This window comes from Methylopila musalis (assembly GCF_042679725.1).
Classification (GTDB): domain Bacteria; phylum Pseudomonadota; class Alphaproteobacteria; order Rhizobiales; family Methylopilaceae; genus Methylopila; species Methylopila musalis.
This window is the reverse complement of record NZ_JBHTMX010000074.1, coordinates 1-13,690: the sequence shown is the minus strand read 5'-3', so window position 1 is coordinate 13,690 and position 13,690 is coordinate 1. Positions and strand designations below refer to the sequence as shown.

At 71.7% G+C, this 13,690-nt stretch carries 14 protein-coding genes; 9 read left to right on the top strand and 5 right to left on the bottom strand.

Annotated features, from left to right (window positions below; translation table 11 throughout):
* From ACFQ4O_RS09750 to ACFQ4O_RS09740, 3 genes are all read left to right on the top strand, one after another.
* The coding region (locus tag ACFQ4O_RS09750) for a FecR family protein (protein ID WP_378775499.1) at window positions 1-751 on the top strand (751 nt) is incomplete at its 5' end.
* Window positions 752-827: 76 nt separating this feature from the next.
* Window positions 828-3,197 carry a TonB-dependent receptor gene (locus ACFQ4O_RS09745; RefSeq protein WP_378775498.1) on the top strand — a complete coding sequence of 790 codons (2,370 nt, stop codon included), beginning with the start codon at window positions 828-830 and terminating at the stop codon, window positions 3,195-3,197.
* A gap of 65 nt (window positions 3,198-3,262) precedes the next feature.
* Window positions 3,263-3,550, top strand: a complete 288-nt coding sequence (locus ACFQ4O_RS09740; protein WP_378775497.1) for a DUF2218 domain-containing protein — start codon at window positions 3,263-3,265, stop codon at window positions 3,548-3,550.
* Window positions 3,551-3,794: 244 nt separating this feature from the next.
* Here ACFQ4O_RS09740 and ACFQ4O_RS09735 read toward each other — a convergent pair whose 3' ends face one another.
* Window positions 3,795-4,664 (bottom strand): SMP-30/gluconolactonase/LRE family protein, encoded by an 870-nt coding sequence (locus tag ACFQ4O_RS09735; RefSeq protein WP_378775496.1) that lies wholly within the window; start codon window positions 4,662-4,664, stop codon window positions 3,795-3,797.
* Between the two features lie 132 nt (window positions 4,665-4,796).
* Window positions 4,797-6,083, bottom strand: coding sequence for a hypothetical protein (locus ACFQ4O_RS09730; protein ID WP_378775495.1), 1,287 nt, complete (start codon window positions 6,081-6,083; stop codon window positions 4,797-4,799).
* Window positions 6,084-6,335: 252 nt separating this feature from the next.
* On the opposite strand from ACFQ4O_RS09730, the gene ACFQ4O_RS09725 reads away from it, so the two are divergent.
* From ACFQ4O_RS09725 to ACFQ4O_RS09700, 6 genes are all read left to right on the top strand, one after another.
* The gene (locus ACFQ4O_RS09725; protein WP_378775494.1) at window positions 6,336-7,274 is read left to right on the top strand and encodes a glycosyltransferase family 2 protein; all 939 of its coding nucleotides are present in this window, start codon (window positions 6,336-6,338) and stop codon (window positions 7,272-7,274) included.
* A 147-nt stretch (window positions 7,275-7,421) separates the two neighbouring features.
* Window positions 7,422-8,480, top strand: coding sequence for a calcium-binding protein (locus tag ACFQ4O_RS09720; protein WP_378775493.1), 1,059 nt, complete (start codon window positions 7,422-7,424; stop codon window positions 8,478-8,480).
* An 83-nt stretch (window positions 8,481-8,563) separates the two neighbouring features.
* Window positions 8,564-9,262: a lytic transglycosylase domain-containing protein gene (locus tag ACFQ4O_RS09715; protein WP_378775492.1), complete on the top strand. Its 699-nt coding sequence runs from the start codon at window positions 8,564-8,566 to the stop codon at window positions 9,260-9,262.
* A gap of 157 nt (window positions 9,263-9,419) precedes the next feature.
* Window positions 9,420-10,913, top strand: coding sequence for a sensor histidine kinase (locus ACFQ4O_RS09710; protein WP_378775491.1), 1,494 nt, complete (start codon window positions 9,420-9,422; stop codon window positions 10,911-10,913).
* A gap of 2 nt (window positions 10,914-10,915) precedes the next feature.
* Complete coding sequence (locus ACFQ4O_RS09705; protein ID WP_378775500.1) at window positions 10,916-11,344, top strand: response regulator; 429 nt, start codon at window positions 10,916-10,918, stop codon at window positions 11,342-11,344.
* The gene (locus tag ACFQ4O_RS09700) at window positions 11,341-12,393 is read left to right on the top strand and encodes a sensor histidine kinase (protein WP_378775490.1); all 1,053 of its coding nucleotides are present in this window, start codon (window positions 11,341-11,343) and stop codon (window positions 12,391-12,393) included. Before ACFQ4O_RS09705 ends, ACFQ4O_RS09700 begins: the two co-directional genes overlap by 4 nt.
* A gap of 16 nt (window positions 12,394-12,409) precedes the next feature.
* On the opposite strand, the gene ACFQ4O_RS09695 is transcribed toward ACFQ4O_RS09700, so the two are convergent.
* The 3 genes from ACFQ4O_RS09695 to ACFQ4O_RS09685 all read right to left on the bottom strand — a co-directional run.
* Window positions 12,410-13,282: an efflux RND transporter periplasmic adaptor subunit gene (locus ACFQ4O_RS09695; protein WP_378775489.1), complete on the bottom strand. Its 873-nt coding sequence runs from the start codon at window positions 13,280-13,282 to the stop codon at window positions 12,410-12,412.
* Window positions 13,283-13,295: 13 nt separating this feature from the next.
* Window positions 13,296-13,493, bottom strand: a complete 198-nt coding sequence (locus ACFQ4O_RS09690; protein ID WP_378775488.1) for a DUF1656 domain-containing protein — start codon at window positions 13,491-13,493, stop codon at window positions 13,296-13,298.
* Window positions 13,490-13,690: hypothetical protein (locus ACFQ4O_RS09685; protein WP_378775487.1), on the bottom strand; the 201-nt coding region annotated here is incomplete at its 5' end. The genes ACFQ4O_RS09685 and ACFQ4O_RS09690, both read right to left, overlap by 4 nt.

Genomic DNA, 13,690 nt, shown 5'->3' with positions numbered 1-13,690 from the left:
ACGGACGGCGGACGATGGCCGCCTCGGCGCGGTCCTGCGCCGTGTGGCGTTGGCTGGCCTCGCCGCCGCCTCGCTCGCGGGCGTCGCGGTGTGGCGCGACGTGGGGCTGATCGATCGCGCCTTCGCCGATTACGCCACCCGGCCGGGCGAGCGCCTGTCCGCGCAGCTTCAGGACGGCACCCGGCTCCAGCTCGACGGCGACACCGCCATCCGCACGCAGTTCAGCGCCGCCGCCCGCGACGTGGTGGTGCTGCGCGGCCGCGTCTGGTTCGAGGTCTCGCCCGATTCCGCGCGGCCCTTCGTGGTCCATGCGGGGGATCTGGAGGCGCGGGCGCTCGGCACCGCCTTCGAGGTCGACGCGGTGGCGGGCAGCGTGGCGGTCGGCCACGGCCGGGTGCTGGCCGCCGCCCATGGCGATCGGCAGGCGCCGGTGGCGCTCGCGGCCGGCGAACGGCTGGAGCTCGGCGCGGACGGCCGTCTCGGGCCACGGGAGACCGGCGATCCCTCCACCCTGTTCGCCTGGCGGCGCGGCCTGCTGGTGCTGGACGCCGCTCCGCTCCGTGCGGTGGCCGGCGAACTCGGGCGCATGACCGCCGGGCGGGTGGTGTTCGCCGGCGCCGGCATCGCCGAGATGCGGCTGTCGGGCTCGTTCAGCGCCGACGAGCCCGAGGCGGTGCTCGCCGCCATGCGCTCGGCGCTCGGACTGAAGACCGCGACCGCGCCCGGTTTCGCCACCGTCATTTACCGCTGACTTTTTTTACGGGGTTGGCCGCGCTCGCCCGTTCTCTCAGATGGCCGTGTCGCGTGACGGGGAAGCTGGGCCAGCGATGAACGAGACGACGAGGGCGGCGCTGCTCGCATGCTGCGTGTCGACGGCCGTCGTCGCCTCGACGGTTCGGGCCGGCGCGGACGACGCGCGCGCGGCGATCCACGCGATCGACATCCCGTCGAAGCCGCTGCTCGCGGCGCTGGCCGATTTCACCCGCCTGACCGGCGTGCAGGTGGCGCGCCGGGGGGCGGAGCGGCTGCGGGTCCACAGCCGTGCGGTGTCGGGCCGGCTGTCGGCGGAGGACGCGCTGGCGCGGATGCTGGAGGGCTCGGGCTACGTCTACGCCTTCACCGATCCGCGCACTGCGGTGCTGAGCACCGCCGACGAGGCGAATGCGCCGGAGCCGCTTGCGGGCGACGCCACCGCGCTCGAGGAGATCGCCGTCACCGGCGAGGCCCACGCCGAGCCGCCCGTGGCCGCGCCCGGCGCCTTCACGGTGAGCGCCGCCGACATCGCGCGCAAGAATCCCCAGAGCCTCGGCGACCTGTTCGGCGGCGAGCCCGGCGTGCAGGTGGGCTCCTCCATTCCGCTGTCCCAGAAGGTCTATGTGCGCGGCCTCGAGGAGACCAATCTCGCGGTCACGATCGACGGCGCGGCCCAGAACAACAAGGTGTTCCACCACAACGCCACCACCTATGTGGATCCCGGCCTGCTGAAGCAGGCGCGGGTCGATCCGGGCGCGGCGCCGGCCGACGCGGGCTTCGGCGCGCTCGCGGGCTCCATCGCCTACGAGACCAAGGACGTCGCCGATTTCCTCGGCCACGACGCCGACGGCCATGGCGGGGCCGCGAAGGCCACCTTCAACGCCAACGGCGCCACGTTCGGCCGCTCCGTCACCGCCTTCGCCAAGCGGCAGGGCTTCGAGGCGCTCGGCTATCTCAACTGGGCGCAGGGCGGCGACTACGACAACGGCCGCGGCGACCGGGTGCGCGGCACCGAGACCAATCTCGTCAGCGGCCTCGCCAAGCTCGGCTACGAGAGCGGCGAGGGCCACCGCTTCGAGCTGAGCCACGACCACGTCTATGACGACGCCATCCGCCCGTTCCGCGCCAACGCCACGAAAGTGGACCGCGAGCTGCCGCCGACCGAGATCCCCGAGCCGGACGTGCGCCCCTACCGCTACCAGCGGCAGAACACGGTGCTGAACTACAGCCGCACGGCGCCGGACGGCTGGCTCGACCCCAAGGTCGTGCTGGCCTACGGCGCCGCCAAGGTGAAGGTGCCGACCTATGCGCGGGTTCCGGGCATGGGCTTCGTCTACAGCCGCGACAGCGCCGGCCTCACCACCACGCTGAACGGCCGGGCCGAGAACGCCTTCGCGTTCTCGCTGGGCTCGGTCACCGCCGGCGTCAGCTTCCGCCACGACGCGGCGCGGCTGAGGGACCCGATCGACGGCTCGGGCGAGCGCATGACCACCATGGGGGCCTATGCGCAGGCGCGCCTTCAGCCGGTGGAGCGGTTGCGCCTCAGCTTCGGCGGCCGGCTGGACCAGCAGTGGTTCCGGGGCGCGAACGATACCACGGGCGCCCGCGTGCGCCACGGCGGCGCGAGCGGCAACGCCTCGGGCGAGTACGACCTGATCCCGAACCTCCTGACAGCCAAGGCCGGTTACTCCCATGTCTGGGGCGGCGTGACGCTGGCCGAGACCTTCATCATGAACCCGGCCTGGGTCTATGACGACGGCGCGGGCGGGCGGCTGCGCGCCACGGTGGCCGACAACGCGTCCGTGGGGCTCGCGCTCAAGCACGGCGGCGTCCGGCTGGACGGCTCGCTGTTCCGCACCCGCATCGACAACGCCCGCAACGCCAAATATCTGGCGACCTATCACGACCCCTACAGCGGAGCGGCGGTCCCCGGAGCGGTCTGGGCGCCCCGCGTGGAGACCCGCGGCTTCGATCTCGGCGCGACGTATGAATGGGAGACCGGCTTCGTGCGCGTGCGCTACGCCCATGTGGCCGTGTCCCTGAACGGCCGCCCCGCGGACACCGACACCGGCAACTACATCGCGACCCCGGTCGGCGGCGTCGTGACGCTCGCCGCGGCCCACACCTTCACGGACTGGAACCTGACCGTCGGCGGCGACGTGGAGATCACGCCGGCCTACCGGCGGACGGCGATCGATCCGAAGACGCTCGGCGCCGCCGGCGGCCCCAGCCGCTACCGGCCCTATCCGGCCTATGAGATCGTCAACGTCTTCGTCGAGCACCGGCCGAAGGGAAGGTACGAGACCACGCTCAGGCTCGACCTGCGGAACGTGTTCAACGAGACCTACGCCCGGCGCGCCTCCTACGGCAGCGAGTTCGCCAACGTCACGCCCTTGTTCGAGCCCGGCCGCGCGCTGCTCGCCACCGCGCAGGTGCGGTTCTGACGCATGAGCCGTTTCGCGCCGCCCTGTCACATGCCCCCCGTGGGGGCCGCCCGAAGGAGCCCGCCATGGCCGTTTCCGCTTCCGCCCGCACGCCGACCGCCCACGCCGCGCGCTATCTGGCGCAGCTCTGCAGCCACTGGAGCCACAAGCTCACGGTGGAGAAGGACGGCGACACCGCCCGGATCGTGCTGCTGAACGACGCGGTGGTGCGGCTCGCCGCGGAGCCGGACGCGCTCGACATCGCCATCGACGCCGCGTCGGCGGAGGATCTGGAGGCGGCCATGGACGTGGTCGTCCGCCACATCGACCGCTTCGGCTTCCGCGAGGCCCCGCTGTCTTACCCCTGGCGCTGAACGCCCGTCGCGCTGGCTTCTTTTAAGCGGTGAGCCCCCTCACCCGGAGGTCCGCTGGACCTCCGACCTCTCCCCGCCGGGGAGAGGTGACGAGGCGGCGCCGTCTTCGCTTATCCGGGCAAACGCGCGACGCCCGGAACGGGGCTCTTCACCTCTCCCCGGCGGGGAGAGGTCGGCGCAAAGCGCCGGGTGAGGGGGAGGCGGACCGCAAGGTCCGCCTCGAACGGCCCCCGAGCCGCCCCCCTCAGGGCAGGCGCAGAGCGGTCAGCTTGCCTTCTTTGGACTGGGGCACGTAGGCGACGCCCTTGCCGGCGTCGTAGGCGAGGTCCGCCGTGCCGGGCGGGAAGCTCGCCACGATGGCGAACGAGCCGTCGGAGGCGATGCGGTAGACCGGGCCGCGGCCGTAGTCGCTGGCGAGATAGGCCCCGCCGCCGAGCGCCGCGAGCCCGTCGAGGAAGCCCACCGGGCGGCCGTCGCCGAGGTCGCTCACCGCCTTCGAGCCCAGATTCACGGCGACCAGATTGGCGGGCGCGCCGCCGTCGCCGTCCTTCGGCAGCCGGCCGATGGCGGCCACCACCAGCCGCCCGTTCTCGACGAGCAGGCCGTTCGGCCCCTTGAGGCCCTCGTGGCTAAGCCAGGGCGAGAAGCGTCCGTCCGCCAGAACCCAGAGCGTGTTGGTGGCGGTGTCGGACACGAACACCCGCCCGTCGGGCGCGGCGACCGCGTCGTTCAGGAACACCGCGCCCTCGGCCTTGTGTCGGGTCGTTACTTCGCCCTTGGCGATGTCGATCTCCACCAGCTCGTCGATGTCGGCGACGAAGAGCCGGCCCTCGACCCGCGCCAGGCCCTTGGGCGCGTTCAGCCCCTTGATCCATTCGGCGTCGATCAGCTTGCCGTCCGGCGACACCTTGGCGATGAAGCCGACGCCGTCCTTGGCGCGGAAGTCGCCGGCCACCTGCGAGACGTAGAGCACGTTCGCCTCGGCGTGGGGCAGCACTGATTCCGGCTCTTTCAGCCCGCTCACCTCCCACAGCGGCGTGCGGTCGGCGGCGTGGGCGGCAGGCGCGGTGAGGACCGACAGGGCGGCGAGGCTGGCGGCGAGGGTGATGCGCATGGGGGATGAGGCTCCGTTCTGGCGCGGCGGTTCGAGGCCAGTACATGGAGCGGGAGCGGGCCGTGTCCGCCCCGCCGCCGGTCACGGCGGGGCGAGCGCATGTGCGCTTCAGCAGATCTCAGCTGGGCGACCTCAGTTGGCGTGCGCCTTGGTGGCGGCGGCGACCGCAAAGGCGGCCACGTTGAGACCGATGGCGTAGGTGGTCAGCAGCTTGAACGGCTTCAGCCGCTCCGCGATCTTCTCCGGCGCGCCGGTGAAGGCGCCCGCCAGCAGCAGCAGCCAGATCACGGGCAGCCAGTCCAGCACATAGCGCTGCACGTTCTGCTGGGAGAAGCCGTTGGAGTGGTAGAACAGCGTGACGCCGCAGATGGCGCCCGCGACCAACAGGCCGATGACGAGCTTGGCGTCGGCGCGGGCGTAGAAGGCGTAGAGCACGAACGGGCTCGCGGCGAGGATCGAGGTGCCGCTGCCGTCCATGCGCAGCATCTCGGTCATGTAGGGCCCGCCGAACTCGATGTGGAAGCCCTGCAGGAACATGTAGGCCACGTTGAAGACCAGATAGTCCTTCGCGAACAGGCCGATGTCGAGAATGCGGTTGGTGATGAAGTTGCGGTCTTCCGGCTTGGGGAAGTCGCCGATGAACCGGTAGCCGGTCTCCAGCGGCGCGCCGAAGCGGAGCCAGTTGTAGAGGCAGTAAGCGGCGATCGCGATCAGGATCGGGACGGCGATCTTGAGCGCGTCGGCGATGGTCTCGCGGTCGAAGGCGATCAGCCTGGCGTCCTTCGGGCGCGACAGCGCGAAGGCGAAGGGCGCGAGCAGCAGCGCCATCTGCCGGGACAGGAAGGCGAGGCCGAGCAGCGCGCCCGCGAGCCACAGCCGCCGTTCGAGGCTCGCCAGCAGCGCGATGCTGACCAGCGTCAGCCCCACCGACTGGGCGAAGAACCACACCCCGTCCGAGCGCAGCGCCACGAAGATCGCGGGCGTGCCGAACAGGAAGGCGAGGGCGGCCCAGAGCCGCGCCTCGGCGGAGAGCCCGAGCCGGACCGCGATGGCGTTCCACGTCAGGCCCGTGATGGCGAACAGCAGCGCGCCCAGCACCAGGAAGCCCGGCGCGTCCGGCCCGGCGAGCGCCACCAGCGGCGTCGCCACCAGCGCCGGCACCGGCGGGAAGATCACATAGGTGCGGCCCTCGAAGGCGGCGCAGTCGGCGTCGAAGCAGCGCGGGCTGTCGAAGCGGCCGTGCAGGAAGGCGTCCGCCAGCAGCGCGTAGGAGTTTGCGCCGCCGTGGTCCTGGAGGATGCGGAAGGCGAGCGCCGCCAGCAGCAGCGCGGCGAGGCCGAGCGCGAGGGCCGTCACGACGGTCCAGCGGTCGAAACGGAAGCCCGCGACGTGAAGGCGCGGGGCGGTGGAGACGGTCATGTCGGCTCGTCCGGGCACGGGATCGGTCCCGGAAGGATGCCACGAAGTCTTTGGCGAAAGGCTAACGGCGCTGTAGTCTGGCGCATGGTCCGGACACGTCCGGGCGCAAGGCGCGTCGTCGCGGACAGGCTCCGATCAAGAGGGCCGGCGCGGGACGTGGCGGTGGGGGGACGACCAGGATGGCGCCGGCGCTCGATTGGAGCGCGCGGCGGCTTTGGCGTGGACGTGTGACGTTTTTTGGGGGGATGTGCGATGCCGGATGTGTCGCCTGCGGGCGAGAAGGTGGCGATCGTCGCGATCGTCCGGAACGAGGCGCGCCACGTTCTGGAATGGGTCGCCCATCACCGGCGTCTCGGGGCCGCCGAGATCCTGATCTACGACAACGAGAGCACGGACGGCACGCCGGCGCTGCTGGAGGGCCTCGCGGAGATCGGCGCGATCCGCGCCGGGACGGTGCTCGACGCCGACTGCGTCAAGCACGCCCCCACCATCGAGGCCTACCGGCGCGGCGTGGCCGAGAGCCGGGCCGAGTGGGTGCTGTTCTGCGATCTCGACGAATTCGTCCATCTGGAGGACGGCCTGTCGCTGGACGCCTTCGTGGCGCGGTTCGATCCGTCGGTCGGCGTGGTGGTTCTGAACCGCCGCGCCTTCGGCTCGTCGGGCCAGCGCGCCTATGTGGACGCGCCGGTGACCGAGCGCTTTCGCCGCGGCGCGGCCCCCCGCCACGACGCCAATTTCTGGGTGAAGTCGCTCGCCCGCCGCAGCCTGCACAGCCGGCCAGGTGTGCATGTGGCCTACACGCGCGGCCATTACGTGCACGCGGACGGCTCCCCCTTCGCGGCCGACGTCCGTCCCGACGGCAAGGAGAGCAAGAGCCGCAGCGCCCGGATCGTGCACGCCCCCGCAGCCCTCGCCTATTTCGGCGCCCGGTCGCGGGCCGAGTTCGACGACCACACCCAGCGGGGCAATCTCGGCCACAAGCTGGCGCCGGGCGCCAAGCGGCCGCCGCTCGCGGACGCGGAGGCGCGCTGGGCCCTCAACGACGTGAACGACGAGCCGATCGACTGGTTCACGCCCTCCGCCCCGCAGCTCCGGGCCGAAATCCGCACGCTTCGGACGGCGCTCGACGCCCGCTCGGCCAAGGCCCCGCGCGGCCGCGGCCTTCTGGGGCGGCTGCTGGCGCGGGCCTGACGCGCGCTTTAAGACGGCCTTAACCACTGAGGCCGCCCCGGCCCCATTTTCGTCACGCCATCATCAGGAATCGCCGGCACTCTCGGTTGTTGAGGGACGGCGCGTCGCGATCGGTCGCGGCGCGCGCAACCAGAACGAGGAGCGCCGATGGCGACCGTAACGCTCAGCGACGATATCGTGGACGGGTTCCGGCTCGTGAACATGTTCGACCCGGACGCCGCCTTCGACTACGGCACGTCCACCCGGACCTCGCTGGTGAGCGACGACGGCTATCGCCTCACGCTCGCGGGCCGGAACTTCGCCTATGACTCGTCGAACGCTCCGGTCGACGGGCTGATCACGGACATCGTCCTCCACGATCCGAACGGCGACCTCGTGGCGCGCTACGACAATCTGTCCTACTCGCTCGAGGACTACTACGACACCGTCGCGATCGACGGTCGTCCCGACCTGTTCATCGCCGACCTGCTGCGCGGGCGCGACACGATCAACGGCGGCCTCGCGAACGACAGGCTCTCAGGCTACGCCGGCGACGACATCATCCGCGGCGACGCGGGCGACGACATCATCGACGGCGGCTCCGGCAACGATTCGCTGAGCGGCGGAACCGGCCGCGACACCATCTATGGCGACATCGGCAACGACCGCATCTATGGCGGCGACGGCGCGGACAAGCTCTATGGCGAGGCCGGCCACGACACGATCGACGGCGGCTTCGGCGCCGACCGCATCGAGGGCGGCTCGGGCAACGACAAGCTGCTCGGCGGCGCGGACAACGATTACATCGGCGGCGGCTCGGGCAATGACCGGCTGGAAGGTGGGTCGGGCAACGATCGCCTGTTCGGCGACGACGGCGCCGATGTCCTGATCGGCGGCAGCGGCCGCGACCAGCTCACCGGCGGCGCGGGCGTCGACGCCTTCCGCTGGTACTCCGCGGCCGAGGGCGGCGACCGGGTGCTCGACTTCACCCGCGGCGTCGATCTGCTGCAGTTCGCCGCCGACGGCTTCACCAACCTGACGGACGACTTTGATCTGGTGGTCGGCCGCGGCGCGGACCCGGTCTCCCGCAACGCCACCTTCCTGTTCGACACCGAAAACCACGGCCTCTACTACGACGCTGACGGCTTCGGCTCGGGCGGCGAGCGCTTCATCGCCTATCTCGACGGCGTGTCGAGCCTGTCGCGGAGCGACTTCGACATCGCCTGACCGCGGCGCTAGACTGGATCGGCGGAGCACGCGCCTGCTCCGCCGATCCCGCGTCCGGGCGGACGCCCAGCAGCCGATCGGTCATGCGTCTGTTTCCGGTTCTCGCAAGCCTCCTGTGCCTGACGGTTCTCGGCGCGTCCGCCGTCCGGGCGGAGCCTCAGGCCGAGACGCCCGCTCCTGCGGACGCCGCGCCTCCGGCGGAGACGACCGCGCCCGACGAGGCCGCGATCCGGCGGCTGATCGTGGCCGCCGCCGCCGAGCACGGCGTGCCCTCCGAACTCGCCGAGGCGGTGGCCGAGGTCGAGAGCGGGTTCAACCCCAAGGCGGTGGGCGGCGTCGGCGAGATCGGCCTGATGCAGGTGCTGCCGTCCACGGCGCAGATGCTCGGCTACCGCGGCGCGCTTCCCGGCCTGTTCGATCCCGGCGTCAATGTGGGCTACGGCGTGCGCTATCTGGCGCAGGCGTGGCGGCTGACGGGGCAGGACATCTGCGGCACGGTCATGAAGTACCGCGCCGGCCATGGCGAGACCCGCTACTCCCACCTTTCCGTCGCCTATTGCGTGCGCGTGCGCGCCATCCTCGCCGCCCGCGGCTATCCCGTGACCGGCGCGGTTCCGGTCGCGACCTTCGGCGCGCCGGGGGGCGTGGGCGCGCGGGCGCTGCCGGGCGCCCGGCGGCTCGCCAACGGACGGGTGCGGATGCGGTTCAACTGGAAGGCGGTGGACGCGCGGCGCAAGACGCTCGACCGCGCCGGCTCCGCCGGGCTGACCATCGCCAATTAAGTTTGTCGCTGTTTGCCTGCGTATGACATGGCCCGCGCGGGTTTTCGCGCTGGACGCACGGCGTGCCGCGCGTCATGACCATGGTTGGGAAAGTGGAATCCCGGATGCCGCATTTCGCGGCGGGATCCTTGGCGCGGCCCGGCGTCGTGAGGCGGCGATGGCGGACACCCAGACGGACAGGCGAGCGGGGCGGAACGAGATTCTGCTGCTGGCGCTCGGCTTCGGCGCGCTGGCGGTGGTCGGCGGCTCGTCCATCTGGGTCGCGCAGCGCAACGCCGTGTTCAACCGGCAGGTGGCGGACACGCTGGAGTTCCGCTCCGACGTGCGCCGCCTGCTCGACATCGCCCAGGACGCCGAGACCGGGCAGCGCGGCTACCTGCTCACCCGCCGGGAAAGCTATCTGCGCCCCTACGACCTCTCGGTGCCCCGGCGCGACGCGCAGGTGGCGGCGCTCCGGGCGCGGGCGGCGACGGAGTCCCAGCGCGACGACGTGGAGACGCTGATCCGCTCGCTCGACGCGAAGCTCGCCGAACTGGCGCACACCGTGGAGCTGAGCAAGGCGGGGCGCTGGGACGAGGCGCTCGAGGTGGTGCGCGGCGACAGCGGCCGCGACGCCATGGACCTGATGCGCAGCCTGTCGAACAAGATGGTCGAGGTCGAGACCAGGCGGTTCGAGGAGAGCTTCGCCTATGCGGGCTGGCTGGCGCAGCTCCAGCTTGTGGTGGTCACCATCGGCCTGCTGCTGGCGGCGGCGCTCGCGCTGGTGGCGCAGCTGCTGGTGCGCCGGCAGGGCCGGGCGATCGAGCAGGCCCATGCGGAGCTCGCCGAGGTCAACGCCGGGCTCGAGCGCGCGGTGGACGAGCGCACCGCGGAGCTCGTGAGCGCCAACGAGGAGATCCAGCGCTTCGCCTACATCGTCAGCCACGATCTGCGGGCGCCGCTCGTCAACGTGATGGGCTTCACCTCCGAGCTCGACGCCGCGGGCAAGACTCTCAAGAGCCAGATCGACAAGGTGGCGGAGCGGGCGCCGGACCTGCTGGACGCGGACGCGCGGCTTGCGGTGAACGAGGACCTGCCGGAGGCGATCGGCTTCATCCGCACCTCCACCGCCAAGATGGACCGGCTGATCAACGCCATCCTGCGGCTGTCGCGCGAAGGCCGCCGGGTCATCACGCCCGAGGCGGTGAAGGTGGACGAGATGGTGGTCGCCATCGCCCGCACCCTCCACCAGCAGACCGAGGCCGCCAACGCTCGCATCACCGCCGCCCCCGGCCTGCCGACGCTCGTCACCGACCGCATGTCGTTCGAGCAGATCCTGCAGAACCTGATCGAGAACGCGGTGAAGTATCTCGACCGCTCCCGCCCCGGCGCCATCGTGGTGCGCGGCCAGCGTCTCGGGCCGCAGGTGCAGTACGCGATCGAGGACAACGGCCGCGGCATCGACCCGCGGGATCATGAGCGGGTGTTCGAGCTGTTCCGCCGCGCCGGTGCGCAGGACCAGCCGGGCGAGGGCCTCGGCCTCGCCTTCGTGCGGGCGAGCGTCCGGCGGCTCGGGGGCACGATCCGGCTCGAATCCGAGCCCGGAAAGGGCTCGACCTTCTTCCTCACCTTTCCGGCGGTCTACCGCCCGCAGCAGAACGAGGCCTCGTGACCATGCCCAACAACCAGCGTCCGGTCGTGATCGTCATGATCGAGGACGACGAGGGCCATGCGCGCCTGATCGAGAAGAACGTGCGCCGCGCCGGCGTGAACAACGAGATCCGCCATTTCGCGGACGGCACCTCGGCGCTGGCCTTCCTCCAGTCCGACGTCTCCGCGGCCGGCCCGCTGCTGATCCTGCTGGACCTCAACCTGCCGGACATGACCGGAATCGACATTCTCGGCGTGATCAAGAAGCATGAGCGGCTGAAGCGGGCGCCGGTCGTGGTGCTCACCACCACCGACGACAAGGTCGAAATCCAGCGCTGCTACGATCTCGGCTGCAACGTCTACATCACCAAGCCCGTGGACTACGACACCTTCGCCACCGCCATCCGCCAGCTCGGCCTGTTCATCTCCGTCATGCAGGTGCCCGACGCATGAGGCCATCGTCCGCGCCGGACACCGCGCCGCGCGCCATCCTCTACATCGACGACGACGAAGGCCTGCGCCGCCTGGTGGCGAAGGACCTCGCGCGCGCCGGGTACGAGGTGACCGCGGTCGCGACCTGCGCGGAGGCGCTGGACCAGCTCGCGGCGCGCCCCTTCGGCGCCATCGCGCTCGACCATTACCTCGCCGGCGAGACCGGCCTCGACATCCTGCCCGCGATCGGCGCGCTGCCGGAGGCGCCGCCGGTGGTCTACGTCACCGGCTCGGACGAGAGCCGCATCGCCATCGCCGCGCTGAAGGCGGGCGCGATCGACTACGTCATCAAGGACGTGGGCGGCGAGTTCCTGGCGCTGCTGCGCGCCGCCGTGGCCCAAGCCATCCAGCATGTGGAGATGCGCCGGCAGAAGGAAGCCGCCGAGCGCGCCGTGGTGGAGGCGCGGGACCGGGCCGAGACCCTGCTGCGCGAGGTGAACCACCGGGTGGGCAACAGCCTGCAGCTCGTCTCCGCCTTCGTGCACCTGCAGGCGAGCGCGCTGCCCGACGGCCCGGCGCGGGACATGCTGCGGGAGACCGAGGCCCGCATCGTCGCCATCGCCCAGATCCATCGCCGGCTCTACACCTCCGACGACGTGCGCAACGTGGACATGGACGAGTATCTGCGCGGCCTCGCGGAGGAGCTTCAGAGCTCGCTCAGCACCGCGGATCGCCCGCACCGGGTGATCGTGTGGGCGGAGCCGGTGAAGGTCGCCACCGATTGCGCGGTGTCGCTCGGCGTCATCGTCACCGAGCTGGTGACCAACGCCTTCAAATACGCCTACGCCCCCGGCGTGGAGGGCGAGGTGCGCATCCGCCTCGTGCAGAAGGGCGCGCTGCTGTCGCTCGCGGTGGAGGACGACGGCGTGGGCTTCGCCGAGGATTCGGCTCCCACCGGCACCGGCCTCGGCAAGAAGATCGTGCGCACCATGGCGGCCGCCATCCGCTCGCAGATGGAGCGCGACCCGACCCATCCGGGCACGCGCATCGTGGTCAGCTTCTCAGCCTGAGACGCCGTTCTGCGCGTCACGGCGTCCGCGTCTCCACCACCACGGTGGCGGTGAGGCCGGCGGTCAGCCGCAGGTCGGCCGGAGGCGCGTCGAGGCGAATGCGCACCGGCACCCGCTGGGCGAGCCGCACCCAGGCGAAGCTCGGATTGATGTTGGCGATCAGGTCGTCGCCGGCGACGTTGTCCCGGTCGGCGATGGCGCGGGCGACGCTCTCCACGTGGCCGCCGAGATCCTCCGGGTGGCCCATGAGCCGCACCACGGCCCGGTCGCCCTCGCGGATCAGCCGCAGCTTGGTCTCCTCGAAATAGCCGGCCACGTAGAAGCTGTCGCTGTCCACCAGCGCGATCACCGGCTTGCCGGCGGTAACGTAGTCGCCGGGGCGCAGCAGCAGGTTGGAGACGTAGCCGTTCACCGGCGCGCGCACCTCCGTGCGGGCGAGGTTCAGCTCCGCCGTCCGGCGCTCCGCCACCGCCTGGCCGAGCGCCGCGTCCGCCGCCGCCACTGCGGCGCGGGCCTGTTCGCGGGTCTCCTCCGACACGGCGCTGGAGGTGAGGCGCTCCCGGCGCTCGGACTCCCGCCGGCGCTGCTCCAGATCGCTGGCGCGGCCGGCCTCCACCGCGCGGGCGAGTTCGAGCGCGAGCGCGTAGCGCTCCCGGTCCACCACAAACAGCACGTCGCCGCGCCGGACCTGCTGGTTGTCGCGCACTTTGAGTTCCGAGACCTGCCCCGCCACGTCCGGCGCCAGCCGCACGATGTCGGCGCGCAGGCGCCCGTCCCGGGTCCAGGGCTCGTAGACGTAGGAGCGCCACAGCCACGTTCCCGCCAGCGCGGCGGCGGCGAGCGCCAGCAGCGTGAAGGCGACCCGAAGCCCGCTCGTCAGCGACGGCATGATGCCGGTCTCCTCATGACAGCACGGCCCACACGCCCGCGAGCGTGATCACGTAGACCGCAAGATTGAACAGGGCCGGCCGCCACACCAGCCGGTAGAAGCCGAGGCGCTCCAGCGCCATCCGCAGCGGCCGCCAGAGCGCGAAGGCGACGGCGAGGTGCAGCAGCAGCGGCGGGGCGTAGACGCCGAACAGGTCGAGCTCCTTGATCACGCGACGCCTCCCACCGGCGCCGGCGCGCCGAACAGGCCCGGATGCCGGGCGAGCGCGCCGCGCAGCGCGACGATCCAGAGCGGAAGCTCGTCCACGTCGCTCCGGTCGGCGAGGCGCGGATCAAGCGCTGCGGCGAGCGCCGCGTCGAGCCGGTCCAGCGGCGGGGCCGAGGCCTCGCCCCGGGCGAGCCGGCGGAA

Coding starts and splice junctions, on each gene's coding strand:
- ACFQ4O_RS09745 (WP_378775498.1), top strand. CDS start 828: ATGAACGAGACGACGAGGGCGGCGCTGCTCGCATGCTGCGTGTCGACG.
- ACFQ4O_RS09740 (WP_378775497.1), top strand. CDS start 3,263: ATGGCCGTTTCCGCTTCCGCCCGCACGCCGACCGCCCACGCCGCGCGC.
- ACFQ4O_RS09735 (WP_378775496.1), bottom strand. CDS start 4,664: ATGCGCATCACCCTCGCCGCCAGCCTCGCCGCCCTGTCGGTCCTCACC.
- ACFQ4O_RS09730 (WP_378775495.1), bottom strand. CDS start 6,083: ATGACCGTCTCCACCGCCCCGCGCCTTCACGTCGCGGGCTTCCGTTTC.
- ACFQ4O_RS09725 (WP_378775494.1), top strand. CDS start 6,336: ATGCCGGATGTGTCGCCTGCGGGCGAGAAGGTGGCGATCGTCGCGATC.
- ACFQ4O_RS09720 (WP_378775493.1), top strand. CDS start 7,422: ATGGCGACCGTAACGCTCAGCGACGATATCGTGGACGGGTTCCGGCTC.
- ACFQ4O_RS09715 (WP_378775492.1), top strand. CDS start 8,564: ATGCGTCTGTTTCCGGTTCTCGCAAGCCTCCTGTGCCTGACGGTTCTC.
- ACFQ4O_RS09710 (WP_378775491.1), top strand. CDS start 9,420: ATGGCGGACACCCAGACGGACAGGCGAGCGGGGCGGAACGAGATTCTG.
- ACFQ4O_RS09705 (WP_378775500.1), top strand. CDS start 10,916: ATGCCCAACAACCAGCGTCCGGTCGTGATCGTCATGATCGAGGACGAC.
- ACFQ4O_RS09700 (WP_378775490.1), top strand. CDS start 11,341: ATGAGGCCATCGTCCGCGCCGGACACCGCGCCGCGCGCCATCCTCTAC.
- ACFQ4O_RS09695 (WP_378775489.1), bottom strand. CDS start 13,282: ATGCCGTCGCTGACGAGCGGGCTTCGGGTCGCCTTCACGCTGCTGGCG.